Genomic DNA, 16,136 nt, shown 5'->3' on the forward strand with positions numbered 1-16,136 from the left:
CCGGACGGAAGAGGGTGTGCAGCGGATGGCCTGGCACAAGCAGGTGACGTTCTGGGTGTCGGTGCTGGCGGCCTTCGTGCTGATGGCCTGGCTCCTGTCGAGCGTGCTGCTGCCCTTCGTCGCCGGCCTTGCGCTCGCCTATTTCCTCAACCCGGTGACGACCCGGCTGGAGGGCTGGGGCGTCAACCGGCTGCTCGCCTCGCTCGTCACCATCGCACTGACGCTGCTGGTGGGCATCATGCTGCTGCTGCTGGTGCTGCCGATCTTCGGCGCTCAGCTCGCCGCCTTCGTGCAGCGCCTGCCGGAATACATCGTCAAGCTGCAGAACATGCTGGCCAGCGAGGGCTCGCGCGCCTCCTGGCTGCGCGACTTCATCGGCGACCGCATGCCGAACATCCAGCAGGGGCTCAACGATCTCGTCTCGCAGGGCGCCTCCTACATCCTCACCCTGCTGCAGGGCCTGTGGACCGGCGGCCAGGCGCTGATCTCGCTGTTCTCGCTGCTGGTCATCACCCCGGTGGTGGCGTTCTACATCCTCAACGACTGGAACCACATGGTGGTGAAGGTCGACGGCTGGCTGCCGGTGAAGCATCGCGGCGTGGTGCGCGGCCTTGCCGAGCAGATGGACCGCGCCATTGCCGGCTTCGTGCGCGGGCAGTCGCTGGTGTGCCTCATCCTCGGCAGCTTCTACGCCATCAGCCTCACCATGGCGGGGCTGAATTTCGGCTTCGTCATCGGCTTCGTGTCAGGGATCATCACCTTCATCCCCTATGTCGGCTCGCTGACCGGGCTGGTGCTGGCGGCGGGCGTCGCCATCGTGCAGTTCTTCCCGGACTATTCGATGATCGCGATCATCATCGGCATCTTCGTGTTCGGTCAGTTCATCGAGGGCTACATCCTCTCGCCCAAGCTGGTGGGCGACAGCGTGGGGCTGCACCCGGTGTGGCTGATGTTCGCCCTGCTGGCCTTCGGCTATCTGCTCGGCTTCCTCGGCCTGCTGCTGGCGGTGCCGCTGGCGGCGGCGGTGGGCGTGCTCGTGCGCTTCGCCATCACCCGCTATCTGGAGAGCCCGCTCTATACCGGTGAGGAGGAGCCCAGCGCGCTACCTCCACCGCCCATCGCCGCGATCCCGGATTCGCGGAACCGCTGAGGACGGCCTGAGCCATGGCCGCGCGCCAGCTTCCCCTCGACCTGCCGCATGCGGACAGCCGCACGCGCGACGATTTCCTGCCCGGCCCGGCCAACGAGGCGGCGCTGGCGCTCATCGAGGCGTGGCCGGACTGGCCGGCGCGCGCGCTGGCGCTGGTGGGACCGGAGGGCGCGGGCAAGTCGCATCTGGCCGCCATCTTCGCGCAGGCGAGCGGCGCCCCGATCGTGGCGGCCGCCGAACTGGACGCCGATGCATTGCCCGGCCTGCTGGCCGGCAGGGCGCTGGTGGTCGAAGATCTCGGCGAGGGAGAGGTGCCGGAGGCGGCGCTGTTCCACCTGCTGAACCTCGTCGGCGAGCAGGGCGCGCATCTTCTCCTCACCACCCGGCGCCCGCCCGCCGCGCTCGCCGCCACGCTCGCCACCGCCGATCTTGCCTCGCGGCTGCGTGCCCTGCCGACGGTGACGCTCGGCCCGCCGGACGGCGAATTGCTGGCGGCGGTGGCGGTCAAGCTGTTCGCCGACCGGCAGATCACGCCCGATCAGGCATTGCTGAGCTATATGCTCCCGCGTGTGGAGCGCTCCATCGCGGCGCTCCGCGACATTGTGGGCGAACTCGACCGCGAGGCGCTGGCGCGCAAGAAGCCCTTGACCCGGGCTCTCGCTTCGGAGCTTCTGCGCGCCCGCGCCGCCGATGCGCCGGAGGCAGGGCTCGCCCCACCGTCGCTCGCTCCACCGTCAATTGTCTAACCATCAGGTTGCGTGCACCATGTCATCCAGTCGTAACGCTGCGCGGCGACCTTCGCGCCGGTCGAAAAGGATCGTTGCCAAGCCGGGCGTCCCGCCCGAGGCGGTGGCAGAAGGGGTGGCAGGGTTGAACGAGAGCGAGACCGGGGTCGCGATGACCTCCGAGCTGGGCGAACTGCCCGTGCATGCGCCGGTGGTGACCGCCTCGCTGGAGGCGGATATCGCCACCTCGCCGGCCCGCTTCATCAATCGCGAGCTGTCCTGGCTGGAGTTCAACCGCCGCGTGCTGGAGGAAGCCTCCAACCGCGAGCACCCGCTGCTGGAGCAGCTCCGCTTCCTCTCCATCTCCGCCAACAATCTCGACGAGTTTTTCATGGTCCGCGTGGCGGGCCTCAAGGAGCAGCTGCGCGAGGGCTATGGCGGGCGCAGCCCCGACGGGCTGACCCCGGCCGAGCAGCTTCCGCTCATCGCGGCCGCCTCGGCGGCGCTGGCGGAGGACCAGCAGGCGCGCTGGCGCGAACTGCGCCACGAGCTGGTCGCCGGCAATGTCGTGCTGGTGGACGGCGCCGATGTCGACAAGGCCGACCGCGCGCTGCTGGACGACTTCTTCCTCATCCACGTCTTCCCGGTGCTCACCCCGCTCGCCATCGACCCGGCGCACCCCTTCCCCTTCATCCCGAATCTCGGCTTCTCGCTGGCCCTCCAGCTCGCCCGCATCCATGACGGGCGGCCGATGAACGCGCTCATCCGCGTGCCGGCCAAGATCGACCGCTTCATCCGCCTGCCGGACGGCGAGGGCGGGGTGCAGCGCTTCATCACGCTGGAACAGATGATCGGCTTGTTCATCGGCCGCCTGTTCCCCGGCTACCGCGTGCGCGGGCAGGGCGGCTTCCGCGTCATCCGCGACAGCGACCTCGAAGTGGAGGAAGAGGCCGAGGACCTGATGCGCCAGTTCGAGACCGCGCTGAAGCGCCGGCGTCTCGGGCAGGTGATCCGCCTGGAAATCGACGCCTCCATGCCGGAGGAACTGCGCAGCTTCGTTGCCCGCGAGCTGGCGGTGGCCGGGGACGAGGTGTTCCTCGTCGACGGCGTGCTGGCGCTCAACGAGTTCAGCCAACTCGTCGGCATCGACCGGCCGGACCTCAAGTTCAAGCCCTATAATGCGCGCTTCCCCGAGCGCATCCGCGACCATGCCGGCGATTGTTTCGCGGCGATCCGCGAGAAGGACCTTGTGGTCCACCACCCCTACGAATCCTTCGACGTGGTGGTGCAGTTCCTCAAGCAGGCCGCGCGCGACCCGAACGTCGTCGCCATCAAGCAGACGCTCTACCGCACCTCCTCCGACAGCCCGATCATCAAGGCGCTGGCGGAGGCCGCCGAGGCCGGCAAGTCGGTCACCGCGCTGGTCGAGCTGAAGGCGCGCTTCGACGAGGAAGCCAACATCCGCTGGGCGCGCGACCTGGAACGCGCCGGCGTGCAGGTGGTGTTCGGCTTCCTGGAGCTGAAGACGCACGCCAAGCTGTCGCTGGTGGTGCGCCGCGAGGGCGGTTCGCTGGCCAGCTACTGCCATGTCGGCACCGGCAACTACCACCCGATCACCGCGCGCATCTACACCGACCTGTCCTATTTCACGGCGGACCCGGTGATCGCCCGCGACGTGGCGCGCATCTTCAACTTCATCACCGGCTATGCCGAGCCGGCGGAGCTGGAGGCGATGGCCGTCTCGCCGCTGACGCTGAAGGCGCGCATCCTCGACCATATCGACGCCGAGATCGGCTTCGCCAAGGCGGGCAAGCCGGCGGCGATCTGGCTCAAGATGAATTCGCTGGTCGACCCGACCATCATCGACGCGCTCTACCGCGCCAGCCAGAGCGGCGTGCCGGTGGATGTCGTGGTGCGCGGCATATGCTGCCTGCGGCCGGGCGTACCGGGCCTGTCGGAGAACATCCGCGTCAAGTCCATCGTCGGCCGCTTCCTCGAACACGGGCGCATCTACGCCTTCGGCAACGGCCACGGCCTGCCGCATCAGGAGGCGGCGCTCTACATCTCCTCCGCCGACCTGATGCCGCGCAATCTCGACCGCCGTGTCGAGGCGCTGTGCCCGATCGTGAACCCGACCGTGCACATGCAGATCCTCGACCAGATCATGGTCGCCAACCTGCAGGACAACCAGCAGAGCTGGCGCGTGCTGGAGGATGGCTCCTCGGAGCGCATCGTGGTCGGGGAGGGCGAGGAGAAGTTCAACGCCCAGCAGTATTTCATGACCAATCCGAGCCTGTCGGGACGCGGCAAGTCACTGAAGGACTCCTCGCCGCGCAGCCTCATCCGCCGCCGCGACCGCGTGACGCCATGAAGTCCGACAGCCGGAAATCCGACGCCTTGACGACAGACGCCTTCCACAGCACCTCGCGCGAGGCCGGCCACGGCCTCGTCGCGCCCATCGCCGTCATCGACATCGGCTCGAACTCGGTCCGCCTCGTCGTCTACGAGCAGCTCTCCCGCAGCCCGACGCCGATCTTCAACGAGAAGGCCTCCTGCGGCCTCGGCCGCGAGGTGCTGACCACCGGCAAGCTCAACCCCGACGCGGTGGCGAAGGCGTTGCTCACGCTCCGGCGCTTCCGCGTGCTGTGCGACCGCATGGGCGTCGGCCGGCTTTATGTGCTGGCCACCGCCGCCGCGCGCGACGCTTCCAACGGGCCAGAATTCGTCGCCGCCTGCACCGAGATCTGCCGCACCGAGGTCGAGGTGCTCTCCGGCAAGCGCGAGGCGCAGCTCTCCGCCCTCGGCATCCTCTCGGGCGTGCATCACGCCAATGGCGTGGTCGGCGATCTCGGCGGCGGCTCGCTGGAGCTGGCGGACCTGCATGGCCAGCGCATCGGCTCCGGCGTCACCTTCCCGCTCGGCGGCCTCGCGCTGCAGGATACCTCCGGCCGTTCGCTCAAGAAGGCCGACAAGATCGCCAAGGACCTTCTGACCAAGGAGCCGCATCTCGAACATCTGAAGGGCCGCACCTTCTACGCGGTGGGCGGCACCTGGCGCGCGCTGGCGCGGCTGCACATGTTCCAGCGCGGCTATCCCCTGCATGTGATGCACGGCTATGTCATCCCCGGTCGCGAGGCGCTGGAATTCTGCCGTCTCGTGCGCCGCGTGCCGGTCGATACGCTCTCGCGCATCGATACCGTTTCCGACGTGCGCCGCCCGCTGCTCGCCTATGGCGCGCTGGTGCTGGAGCACATCATCCGCATCGGCAAGCCGGCCAGCGTCTTCCTCTCCGCGCAGGGCGTGCGCGAGGGCCGGCTCTACGAACTCCTCTCCGACGAGGAGCGCCGGGCCGATCCGCTGATCAGCGCCGCCGCCGAGCTCAACGAGGTGCGCTCGCGCTCGCCCGAGCACGGGCTGGAACTGATCGCCTGGACCGACCGCTTCATGGCGTCGAGCGGCATCGACGAAAGCGCCGAGGAGAAGCGCCTGCGCCACGCCGCCTGCCTGCTGTCGGACATAAGCTGGCGCGCGCATCCCGACTATCGCGGCGAGCAGAGCCTCAACCTCATCGCCCACGCCGCCTTCATCGGCGTCGACCATCCCGGCCGCGCCTTCCTGGCACTGGCGATCTATTACCGCCATGTCGGGCTGATCGACGAGGACCTGTCCCCGCGCATCCGCGAGCTGGTGTCGGCCCGGCTGCTGGATCGCGCGCGCATTCTCGGCGCGGCGATGCGGGTAGGATATATCCTCTCGGCCGCCATGCCCGGCACGCTACCGCTGACCCCGCTCACCGTCGAGCGCGGCAAGCTGGCGCTGATGCTGATGGGCGAACTGGCGCCGCTCGGCGGCGAGCGCGTCGTCAACCGCCTGCGCACGCTGGCGCGGCTGATCGGCCGGGAGCCGATGGTGGTGACGAGCGCCTGACGCTCCTCACCGGCCGCCGGTCCGCCCGAGGTGCTTTCTGCGGTTCAGGCGTCGGTTGCCGGAGCGGCGATGCGCTCCACCGCGATGACCCGGCCGCGCTGCATGGCGAGCGCGAGCCGGCCGCCCTTCAGCGCCAGCGCCCGCTCGCCGAACAGCTCGCGCCGCCAGCCATGCATGGCCGGCACGTCCGGCTCCTCCTCCGAGGCGATCTGTTCGAGGTCGTCCACCGTGGCGATCACCTTGGCGGCGACGCCGTGCTGTTCGCTGGTCATGCGCAGCAGCACCTTCAGCAACTCGACCGTTGCCGAGGCGCCGTTGGAGAGCGGCTTGTCGCGCTCGATGCGCGGCAGCGTCTTGGGGTCGCGCGCCAGCCCGGCCTTCACCGCCTCGACGATGGCCTCGCCGGAACGGGAGCGCTCGAAGCCCTTGGGGATCGAGCGCAACTGGCCGAGCTTCTCGACGGAGGAGGGATGCTGGGAGGCGATCTCGCCGATCACGTCGTCCTTCAGGATGCGCGAGCGCGGCATGTCGCGCGCCTGCGCCTCGCGCTCGCGCCAGGCGGTGACTTCCATCAGCACGGCGAGGTCTCTGGGCTTGCGAGCGCGCGAGCGCAGCCGTTCCCAGGCCCGCTCGGGCTCCTGCCGGTAGGTCTCCGGCGAGGTCAGAACCGCCATCTCCTCGCCCACCCAGTCGGCGCGGCCACGCTTCTTGAGGTCGGCGTCGAGCCTGAGGAACACGTCGCGCAGATGCGTCACGTCCGCCTCGGCATAGGCGACCTGCGCGGGCGTCAGCGGGCGGCGCGACCAGTCGGTGAAGCGCAGCGATTTGTCGAGCACATGGCCGGTGAGGCGCTGCACGAGCTGGTCGTAGGAGATGGAATCGCCGTGGCCGAGCACCATGGCGGCCACCTGCGTGTCGAACACCGGATGCGGGATGATGCCGGCGAGGTGCCAGACGATCTCGATATCCTGCCGGCCGGCGTGGAAGACCTTCAGCACCTTCTCGTCCGACATCAGGTCGAAGAAGGGCGCAAGGTCGATCCCCTCCGCCAGCGCGTCGATGACGACCGCCTCGTCCGTGCTCGCGAGCTGCACGACGCACAGCTTCGGCCAGAAGGTGGTCTCGCGCAGGAACTCGGTGTCGATGGTGATGAAGGGGTGCCGCGACAGTCGTCCGCAGGCGTCCTTCAGCTCTTCGGTTGTCGTGATCATGTTCATGTCGAACATGTTCATATCGGAGTCGTGCCGCGGTTACACCCCGAAATAGCGCCGCAATTGTCGAGAAGCCTTAACCATTCGCCTTTACGAATCGTACGCGAATTCAACCGCCGGCGCGGGCCGGCTGCTCCCGGGGAACCCCATGAAGAACGTCGCCTTCGCCCTTGCCGCCGCCGTGCTGGCCGGCTCCTTCGTTCCCGCTGCCGCCGCCGAGCGCGTCGATGCCGGCGTGCTGGTGTGCAATGCCGGCGCCAGCATCGGCATGCTGGTCGAATCCAAGCAGGAGCTGACCTGCACCTTCACCCCCGCCGACAACAGCCCGGTGCAGAAATATGCCGGCACCATCAAGAACATCGGCCTTGAGCTCGGCGTGACCGGCGGCGGCGTGATGACCTGGGGCGTGCTGGCGCTCACCAAGTCGGTGGCGCCCGGCGCGCTGGCCGGCCCCTATGGCGGCGTGACCGGCGACGTGGCGCTCGGCGTCGGCGTCGGCGCCAACGTGCTGGTCGGCTCGGACCAGTCCATCGCGCTCAACCCGATCTCGGTCGAGGGCAATGTCGGCGCCTCGCTGGCGCTCGGCGTCGGCGGCCTGCACCTGCGCTACGTGCAGTGAGCCTGCCGCCGGGCGGGCGATGCCCCGCCCGGCCCGCTCCTTGACAAAGCCCGGCCCTGCATGCACCCCTCCGCGCGCCCCGCGAGAGGGGTGTAGTTCTTTGACGGCCCGTGACGGCCGCACGCAGCCTCGGGAAGACGCCATGCACCGCTATCGCACGCACACCTGCGGAGCCCTTCGCGCGAGCGACGTGGGCGACACCGCCCGCATCTCGGGCTGGTGCCACCGCATCCGCGACCATGGCGGCGTGCTGTTCGTCGATCTGCGCGACCATTACGGGCTGACGCAGGTCGTGGTCGATCCCGACAGCCCGGCCTTCAAGCTGGCCGAGACGGTGCGCGCCGAATGGGTGATCCGCATCGACGGGCGCGTGCGCCTGCGCCCCGCCGGCACCGAAAATCCCGAGCTGCCGACCGGCCAGGTCGAGGTCTACGCCACCGAGATCGAGGTGCTGGGCGCCTCCGCCGAGCTGCCGCTCCCGGTCTTCGGCGACGTCGAGTATCCGGAAGAGACGCGCCTGCGCTACCGCTTCCTCGACCTGCGCCGCGAGAAGCTGCACAGGAACATCATGACGCGCGGCGCCATCGTCGACGCCATGCGCGCGAAGATGAAGGCGCAGGGCTTCTTCGAGTTCCAGACGCCGATCCTCACCGCCTCCTCGCCGGAAGGCGCGCGCGACTTCCTCGTGCCGAGTCGCCTGCACCCCGGCAAGTTCTACGCACTGCCGCAGGCGCCGCAGCAGTACAAGCAGCTCATCATGATGAGCGGCTTCGACCGCTACTTCCAGATCGCTCCCTGCTTCCGCGACGAGGACCCGCGCGCCGATCGCCTGCCGGGCGAGTTCTACCAGCTCGATCTGGAGATGAGCTTCGTCGAGCAGGAAGACGTGTTCGCCGCCGTCGAGCCTGTCATCACCGGCGTGTTCGAGGCTTTCGCCGACGGCAAGCCGGTGACGAAGAACTGGCCGCGCATTCCCTATGCGGTGTCGATGGAGAAATACGGCACCGACAAGCCGGACCTTCGCAACCCCATCGAGATGCAGGACGTCTCCGAGCATTTTCGCGGGAGCGGCTTCAAGGTGTTCGCGCGGCTGCTGGAAGCCGAGCAGAACCGCGTCTGGGCGATTCCCGGCAAGGGCGGCGGCAGCAGGGCCTTCTGCGACCGTATGAACTCGTGGGCGCAGGGCGAGGGCCAGCCGGGCCTCGGCTACATCATGTGGCGCGAAGGTAGTGAGGGCGCCGGCCCGCTCGCCAACAACATCGGTCCCGAGCGCACCGAGGCCATTCGCCAGCAGCTCGGCCTCGGCGCCGGCGATGCCGCCTTCTTCGTCGCGGGCGACCCCGCGAAGTTCGTGAAGTTCGCCGGCCTTGCCCGCACCCGCGTCGGCGAGGAGCTGAAGCTCATCGACCATGACCGCTTCGAGCTGGCCTGGATCGTCGACTTCCCCTTCTACGAGTGGAGCGAGGACGAGAAGAAGGTCGACTTCTCGCACAACCCCTTCTCCATGCCGCAGGGCGGGCTGGAGGCGCTGAAGACGCAGGACCCGCTGACGATCAAGGCGTTCCAGTACGATATCGCCTGCAACGGCTACGAGATCGCCTCCGGCGGCATTCGCAACCACCGCCCCGAGGCGATGGTGAAGGCGTTCGAGATCGCCGGCTATGATGAGGCGACGGTGCAGGAGCGCTTCGGCGGCCTCTACCGCGCCTTCCAGTACGGCGCGCCCCCGCATGGCGGCATGGCGGCGGGCGTCGACCGCATCGTGATGCTGCTCTGCGGCACCACGAACCTGCGCGAAATCTCCATCTTCCCGATGAACCAGCAGGCGCAGGACATCCTCATGGGCGCGCCGAACGAGGCGAGCCCGAAGCAGCTTCGCGAGTTGCACATCCGCACCAACGTGCAGGACAAGTGAGGCCGGAGAAGTGAGGACGCGACCCCGGTAAGCGTCATCCCGGACGGCCGCAAGGCCGATCCGGGATCGGGTGCCGGATGGAGAGCGACCCCCTCAGTTCTTCCCGATCACCTCGACATTGAGCTCATCGACGATGCCGAGCGCGTCCGCGCCGGTCAGCGCCTCCACGATGGCGAGCATCGGCAGCGGGCCGGCGCGCGGGGTGATGCGCAGCGCCAGCGTGCTGCCGGGGTGCTGCACGAAGTCCACGAAGGCCTGCACCGCCGGGCCGAGCTCCGGCCGGTCGGTCACGGCCTGCGCCAGCAGCAGGTCGGCGAAGCCGGCGATGAGCTGGCGGATGTCGTCGGCGGACATGCCCTGCTCCTTCGCCGCATCGTCCAGCTTCTCCTGATAGAGCCCGGAATCGGTGACGGTGATGTCGAGTCCGGCGAGGTTGACGTGCCCGATGCCGGCCATCGCCTCGTCCGGCTCGGTCGAGAACACGGAATCGTCCACCTCGCTCAGCGACAGCTTCGCCGTCACCGAGAAGGCGTCGGAGACCTCGACATAGAAGGGGTCGAGCGTCGCCGTGCCGGCCGCCTCGTTCCACGCCGCGCCGATATCGGCGGCGATGCTGGCGCGCCCGACCTGCCCGGGCACCAGCGCGAAGGCGCTCTGGTTCGGATCGACCGCGCCGGTCGGGCCGGTCATGCGCAGGCTGGCGGAGAGGCGGGTGGGCAGGGCGTCCGGCTCGCCGGTCCAGGAGAGTGCCAGCCGGTCGATGCTCACCGGCTCGCCCGACCCGGTCGGCCCCTCGGCGCCGTCGAGCTCGATCGTGCCGACGAGGCCGAACAGCGACGCCGGCCATTCCAGCAATGCGTCCGGCTCATGGGTGATCTGCGCGGCAAGCGTCAGTGCCGCGCCGGGGCGCAGCCCGCCGACCGCAAGCCGGTCGAGGCGGAAGGGGGCGCCGCCGGGCTCGGTGCCCTTCAGCTTCTCCAGGGTGAGCGTGTCGAGCCGGCCCTCGTCGAAGGGGCCCGCCTTGAGCGTCGCCAGCGTCGCGGTGCCGCCGTCCGGCATCGCCCCGCGCAGCCCTTCGAAGGTTGCGGAGCCGACGCGCAGCCCGCCGTCATAGATACTCGCCAGCGCTTCCATCAGCCGGGCCGCGTCGGCGGGCGGCAGCTTCTCGCCGCGCGCCGCCAGCGCCTGCATCTGCCGGCCGAGGGCGAAGAGTTCCTCGGCGGGAATGGCCGAGGGGCGGATGGCGACGTCGCGCAGCTCCAGCCTCTCCCAGCTCTGCTTCAGCCCGTCGCCGGCGGCGATGTCGTAGCCCGCCACGGTGACGGCGCCATAGAGGGTGCGGAACTGCGTCGCCGCTTCGCGGCGCTCGGGATCGAGCAGGATCAAGAGGGCGGAGAGGTCGACCTCTTCGGCCAGAATATCGCCCACGGAGCCGCTGCCGGCATAGCGCGGCGCGCCGCCCACGGTGAAGCGCGAGGGCGCGACGGAGGCCCGCGCGAAGCGGCCATCCTTCAGCATTTCGAAGGTCGCGGCGCCGTGCATCACCTCGGTTTCGATACGCTGGTCGCCCGTGCCGCTGGTGGTCCTCACCGTCGAGCCGGGGATGGATACGCGGTCGGTCGTGACCTTCTCGAAGACGTCCATCGCCACCTGCCACGGCGTGCCCGGCGCGGGCTCGGTGGCGGGAATCTCGACGGCCGCAAGCTCGATGCGCGGGGCGCGGTAGCTCGCCTCGACCGCCGGGGCGAGCGGCAGCGGCCCATCGAAGGCGATGCCCTCGATGGCCACGTCATGGGCGAAGATGCGGGTAGGGGAGGGACGCTCGACCCCGTCGGCCACGAAGGAGGCGATCTTCAGGGTGCCCTGGCCGGGCGCGGAGAGCGAGAGATCGTGCAGCTCGAAGCGGCCGGCGATCACGTCATAGGAGACGGTGCCCGCCTGTGCATCGACGCCGCCTGCCTTGAGATTGGCCAAAACGGCGTCGACATGGCTTCGGGCGAGGTGGGCGACGAAGGCGGTGAACCCGAGATAACCGCCCACGCCGGCGACGAGGAGGGCGACGAAAGCGACAACGAATGTCTTGCGCATGCGGCAGGAACCTGAGAGGGACGCGCGGGGCGCGCTCGCGGCCGCCGCAACTTGCCGCGCACGATAAACCAACCGTCGAAAGGCGGGCATTACATTTTGGGAGAGACGTTGTACGGCGCGGCAGAATCCCTATGCTCCGCCGCCACGTCCGGGGGAAGGAAACGTCATGGCCTCATATATCTCCGATGATCTGCGCTCGGGTGCGATGATCTACCACCGGCTTCCGCGGCCGGGTAAGCTCGAAATCCAGCCCACCAAGCCGCTCGCCAACCAGCGCGACCTTGCCCTTGCCTACACCCCCGGCGTCGCCGCCGTCTGCGAGGCCATCGCCGCCGACACCTCGCTCGCCGCCGAGCTGACCGCCAAGCAGAACCTCGTCGCCGTCGTCTCCAACGGCACCGCCGTGCTGGGCCTGGGCAATATCGGCCCGGAAGCCTCCAAGCCGGTGATGGAAGGCAAGGCCGTCCTCTTCAAGAAATTCGCCGGCATCGACGTCTTCGACATCGAGATCAACGCGCTCGAACCCGACCATGTGGTGAGCGTCGTCGCCGCGCTGGAGCCGACCTTCGGCGGCATCAACCTTGAGGACATCAAGGCGCCCGAGTGTTTCGAGATCGAGACCCGGCTGCGCGAGAAGATGAACATCCCGGTGTTCCACGACGACCAGCACGGCACGGCGATCATCGTCGTGGCGGCCATCGTCAACGCGCTGCACATCGGCGGCAAGAAGCTGGAGGATGTGAAGATCGTCACCTCCGGCGCTGGTGCCGCCGCCATCGCGACGCTGAACCTGCTGCTCTCCATGGGCGCGCGGCGCGAGAACATCTGGGTCACGGACATCGAGGGCGTGGTCTACGCCGACCGCAACGTGCTGATGGACCCCTACAAGGCCGCCTTCGCGCAGAAGACCGACAAACGCACGCTGGCCGAGGTGATCGAGGGCGCCGACATCTTCATCGGCCTGTCCGCCGGCGGCGTGCTCAAGCCCGAGATGCTGAAGACCATGGGCGAGCGCCCGCTCATCATGGCGCTGGCCAACCCGACCCCCGAGATCATGCCCGACCTCGCCCGCGACGCGCGGCCCGACGCCATGATCTGCACCGGCCGCTCGGACTTCCCCAACCAGGTCAACAACGTCCTGTGCTTCCCCTTCATCTTTCGCGGCGCGCTCGATGCCGGCGCCACCACGATCAACGAGGAGATGAAGGTCGCCGCCGTCAACGCCATCGCCGAGCTGGCGCGCGAGACGCCGTCCGACGTGGTGGCCCGCGCCTATGGCGGCGAGACGCCGGTCTTCGGCCCCACCTCGCTCATTCCCTCGCCCTTCGACCCGCGCCTGATCCTGCGCATCGCCCCGGCGGTCGCGCGGGCGGCGATGGAGTCGGGCGTCGCCAAGCGGCCGATCGCCGATTTCGAGGGCTACCTCGAAGGGCTGGACCGCTTCGTCTTCCGCTCCGGCCTGGTGATGAAGCCGATCTTCGCCACCGCCAAGCAGGCGCCCAAGCGCGTGATCTACGCCGAGGGCGAGGATGAGCGCATCCTGCGCGCGGCGCAGGTGGTGGTGGAGGAGGGCATCGCCCGCCCGATCCTCATCGGCCGCCCCTCGGTGATCGAGACCCGCCTGCAGCGCTTCGGCCTGTCGATCCGGCCCGGCCGCGAGTTCGACCTCGTGAACCCCGAGGACGATCCGCGCTACCGCGACTATGTGCAGACCTATGTGGAGCGCGCCGGCCGGCGCGGCGTCACCCCCGAGCTCGCCCGCACGCTGGTGCGCACGACGCCGACCGTGATCGCGGCGCTGGCGGTGGTGCGCGGCGACGCCGACACCATGCTGTGCGGCGTCGAGGGGCGCTTCATCCGCCACCTGCGCCACATCCGCACCATCATCGGCCTCGCGCCGGGCGTGCGGGACGTCGCGGCACTCTCCATGCTGCTGACCCAGAAGGGCGCCTTCTTCCTCTGCGACACGCAGGTGCAGCTCGACCCTTCGGCCGACGACCTCGCCGAGATGGCCCAGCTCGCGAGCGCGCATGTGAAGCGCTTCGGCATCGAGCCGAAGGTGGCACTGCTCTCGCACTCCGATTTCGGCAGCCGCGACGACGGCAGCGCCATCAAGATGCGCCACACGCTGGACCTCATCCAGCAGCGCGCCCCGGAGCTGATGGTCGACGGCGAGATGGAAGGCGACAGCGCGCTGGTGCCGGAGATGCGCGAGCGTGTGATGCCGGGCGGCCGGCTCAACGGCGTCGCCAACATCCTCGTCATGCCCAATCTCGACGCCGCCAATATCGCCTACCAGATGGTGAAGGTGTTCGGCGACGCGCTCCCCGTCGGGCCGATCCTGCTCGGCCCGGCGCATCCCGCCCACGTGCTCACCCCCTCGGTGACGGCGCGCGGCGTGGTGAACATGACCGCCATCGCGGTGGTCGAGGCGCAGGGGGCCTGAGTCTCCCGCCGCAGGGCAGGTGCGCGCTGACGGCGCGCGCTTGACGTGGGAAGGCGCGCGCTGACGGGCGCGCGCTTCCGGTCTATGATGGTCCTCATGTACCGGCAGGCGCAGCGGCGAAACGCTCGCGCCGCCGGTACGGTTCGCCACAGGAGCCCTCCATGCTTGCCCGCCTTTCCCTCGCGGTGCTGATCGCGGCCGGTGCCGCTCTCGGCACGCCGGTTGCCCCCGCGCGGGCCAACGATACGGCCGCCGGCGCCCTGATCGGCGGGGCGACCGGCGCGCTCATCGGCGGCGCGGTTTCGGGCACGGCCGGCGGCGCGGTGGCCGGCGCCGTGGTCGGCGGCACCGCCGGAGCGATCATCGGCAACCAGAGCGATAAGAAAAAGAAGAAGGGCTCGTACTATTTCTGGTCCGGCGGCAAATGCTTCTACCGCTACCCCAACGGGCAGGTGGTGAAGGTCAGCAAGAGCTATTGCTGACGAAGAGCAACTGAACGAAGAGCGCCGACGGGCGCTGCTGGCCCGGCGGGCGTCCGGCGGGCCTTGGCGGGGCGGGTTGTCCCCATAGCGGCGGCCGTGCGGGCCGCTCGCATGTCCCGCGCCCCTCAATCGCTGCCATTCACATCCACCGGCCTCGCGCGACGCGGCCGGGCGCCATTCCGATCCCGGAGAACCGATCCATGAAGACCCGCCTGACCCTCGCGGCCGCCCTGCTCGCCACGCTCCTGCTGTGGCCCACCCCGCCGGCCGGGGCGCAGAGCAGCGCGGCGCGCGGCGCCGTCATCGGCGGTGTGGCGGGCGCGGCGGTGGGCGGCGCGGTGACGGGCACCGGGCGCGGCGCGGCGGTGGGAGCGGCGGTCGGCGCCGGCACCGGCGCGGCCATCGGCGCCAACCGCAGTCGGGCCCGCGCCTATTACTTCCGGCGCGGCAACCGCTGCTATCTGCGCCAGCGCAACGGTCGCGTGGTACGGGTCGACCGCCGCCATTGCTGGCGCTGAACCCGGCATTTCGGTCACCTGCATATGACCTAGGGTAAGTTTTCGCCGGATTGTCGCTTTACGCCGGAATTGTGGCCGAATTTGCCGTGGAATTGACACATTCCTGACCAAGCTGTGGGCAGCACGCGTTTGCCGGATGACGGGGCTGCTTTTTCGCGTAGCAGCCTTTATTCCCAGAACTCGGCTGCAAATCGGCGGGTCCGCAGCGGCGCGCTGGCTGTCACACAGGTCTCGAAGGTTCTTTCTAATGGCAGATACCGGCACGGTTAAGTGGTTCAACGAGCAGAAGGGCTACGGCTTCATCCAGCCCGACAATGGCGGCAAGGACGTCTTCGTCCACATCAGCGCGGTCCAGCGTTCCGGTCTCCAGGGCCTGCGCGACGGTGACAAGGTTTCCTTCGAACTCCAGACCGATCAGCGGTCCGGCAAGACCTCGGCAGTCGATCTGCGTCCTCTCTGACGCCAACGGAGACTGCATTTGCGGACTGTTCTGTCCGTTTAGATTGAATACAATGTCGTCGTTCCTTGACGGAACGGCGACATTTCTGCTGGGCGCGCCTCACATATGGCTGCGCCGCCCCTTGCAAAGACGGCCATTCGCGCTAGTCTCGCGCGCAGACTTTGGCTGGACTCTGGGCCGTTTCACCTTGCCACGCGGGGTGCACGTTCAGCACTTCTTCCAAATTCGACCCAGCGGCAGGGGCCTGGCTCCAGCTGACATTCGCAACCTCGATACGTGAGACTACCCTTATGTCTACCCAGACCGGCACCGTGAAGTGGTTCAACGATCAGAAGGGCTACGGCTTCATTCAGCCTGATGGCGCGGGCAAGGACGTGTTCGTCCATATCAGCGCGGTTCAGCGTTCGGGCCTTCAGGGCCTGCGCGACGGCGAGAAGGTGTCCTTCGAGCTGCAGACCGATCAGCGCTCGGGCAAGACCTCCGCGGTCAACCTGCGCGTCGGCTGAGGCCGACAGACGGGACGCCGCCGGCCCGCAGCCGCCGGCGTTTCGCCACAAATGAGGAAAGCCGCTGGTCCCGCCGGGCCGGCGGCTTT

13 protein-coding genes are annotated in these 16,136 nt (G+C 68.8%); 11 read left to right on the forward strand and 2 right to left on the reverse strand.

Going from position 1 to position 16,136, the window contains the following annotated elements; all coding sequences use genetic code 11:
* The first annotated feature begins 25 nt into the window (after positions 1-25).
* From MWN33_RS12120 to MWN33_RS12135, 4 genes are read left to right on the forward strand one after another with little or no spacing between them, the layout of a single operon-like run.
* Positions 26-1,150 carry an AI-2E family transporter gene (locus tag MWN33_RS12120; protein ID WP_247201044.1) on the forward strand — a complete coding sequence of 375 codons (1,125 nt, stop codon included), beginning with the start codon at positions 26-28 and terminating at the stop codon, positions 1,148-1,150.
* 14 nt (positions 1,151-1,164) lie between these two features.
* Positions 1,165-1,896, forward strand: a complete 732-nt coding sequence (locus MWN33_RS12125; RefSeq protein ID WP_247201046.1) for a P-loop NTPase family protein — start codon at positions 1,165-1,167, stop codon at positions 1,894-1,896.
* 19 nt (positions 1,897-1,915) lie between these two features.
* Positions 1,916-4,246: an RNA degradosome polyphosphate kinase gene (locus MWN33_RS12130; RefSeq protein WP_425531995.1), complete on the forward strand. Its 2,331-nt coding sequence runs from the start codon at positions 1,916-1,918 to the stop codon at positions 4,244-4,246.
* The gene (locus MWN33_RS12135; protein ID WP_425531996.1) at positions 4,243-5,802 is read left to right on the forward strand and encodes a Ppx/GppA family phosphatase; all 1,560 of its coding nucleotides are present in this window, start codon (positions 4,243-4,245) and stop codon (positions 5,800-5,802) included. The genes MWN33_RS12130 and MWN33_RS12135 overlap by 4 nt, the downstream gene beginning before the upstream one ends.
* A 44-nt stretch (positions 5,803-5,846) precedes the next feature.
* Here MWN33_RS12135 and rnd read toward each other — a convergent pair whose 3' ends face one another.
* Positions 5,847-7,019 carry a ribonuclease D gene (gene rnd / locus MWN33_RS12140; protein ID WP_247201260.1) on the reverse strand — a complete coding sequence of 391 codons (1,173 nt, stop codon included), beginning with the start codon at positions 7,017-7,019 and terminating at the stop codon, positions 5,847-5,849.
* A gap of 142 nt (positions 7,020-7,161) precedes the next feature.
* Between rnd and MWN33_RS12145 the strand changes: the two genes are divergently transcribed.
* Positions 7,162-7,632, forward strand: a complete 471-nt coding sequence (locus MWN33_RS12145) for a DUF992 domain-containing protein (RefSeq protein ID WP_247201050.1) — start codon at positions 7,162-7,164, stop codon at positions 7,630-7,632.
* A gap of 142 nt (positions 7,633-7,774) precedes the next feature.
* Entirely contained in the window at positions 7,775-9,547 is a 1,773-nt protein-coding gene (gene aspS, locus MWN33_RS12150) for an aspartate--tRNA ligase (RefSeq protein WP_247201051.1), read from the forward strand.
* A gap of 93 nt (positions 9,548-9,640) precedes the next feature.
* Here aspS and MWN33_RS12155 read toward each other — a convergent pair whose 3' ends face one another.
* A complete protein-coding gene (locus MWN33_RS12155; RefSeq protein ID WP_247201052.1) occupies positions 9,641-11,635 on the reverse strand; it encodes a hypothetical protein in 1,995 nt (664 codons plus the stop codon).
* Positions 11,636-11,801: 166 nt separating this feature from the next.
* Between MWN33_RS12155 and MWN33_RS12160 the strand changes: the two genes are divergently transcribed.
* From MWN33_RS12160 to MWN33_RS12180, 5 genes are all read left to right on the forward strand, one after another.
* A complete protein-coding gene (locus MWN33_RS12160; RefSeq protein WP_247201053.1) occupies positions 11,802-14,081 on the forward strand; it encodes an NADP-dependent malic enzyme in 2,280 nt (759 codons plus the stop codon).
* Positions 14,082-14,242: 161 nt separating this feature from the next.
* Complete coding sequence (locus tag MWN33_RS12165) at positions 14,243-14,563, forward strand: glycine zipper domain-containing protein (protein WP_247201054.1); 321 nt, start codon at positions 14,243-14,245, stop codon at positions 14,561-14,563.
* A 200-nt stretch (positions 14,564-14,763) separates the two neighbouring features.
* Positions 14,764-15,081: a glycine zipper domain-containing protein gene (locus MWN33_RS12170; RefSeq protein ID WP_247201056.1), complete on the forward strand. Its 318-nt coding sequence runs from the start codon at positions 14,764-14,766 to the stop codon at positions 15,079-15,081.
* A 247-nt stretch (positions 15,082-15,328) separates the two neighbouring features.
* Entirely contained in the window at positions 15,329-15,541 is a 213-nt protein-coding gene (locus tag MWN33_RS12175) for a cold-shock protein (protein ID WP_247201057.1), read from the forward strand.
* Positions 15,542-15,831: 290 nt separating this feature from the next.
* Entirely contained in the window at positions 15,832-16,047 is a 216-nt protein-coding gene (locus tag MWN33_RS12180; protein WP_013165949.1) for a cold-shock protein, read from the forward strand.
* Positions 16,048-16,136: the final 89 nt, after the last annotated feature.

Origin of the sequence: Ancylobacter koreensis (genome assembly GCF_023016525.1) — a bacterium.
GTDB lineage: Bacteria > Pseudomonadota > Alphaproteobacteria > Rhizobiales > Xanthobacteraceae > Ancylobacter > Ancylobacter koreensis.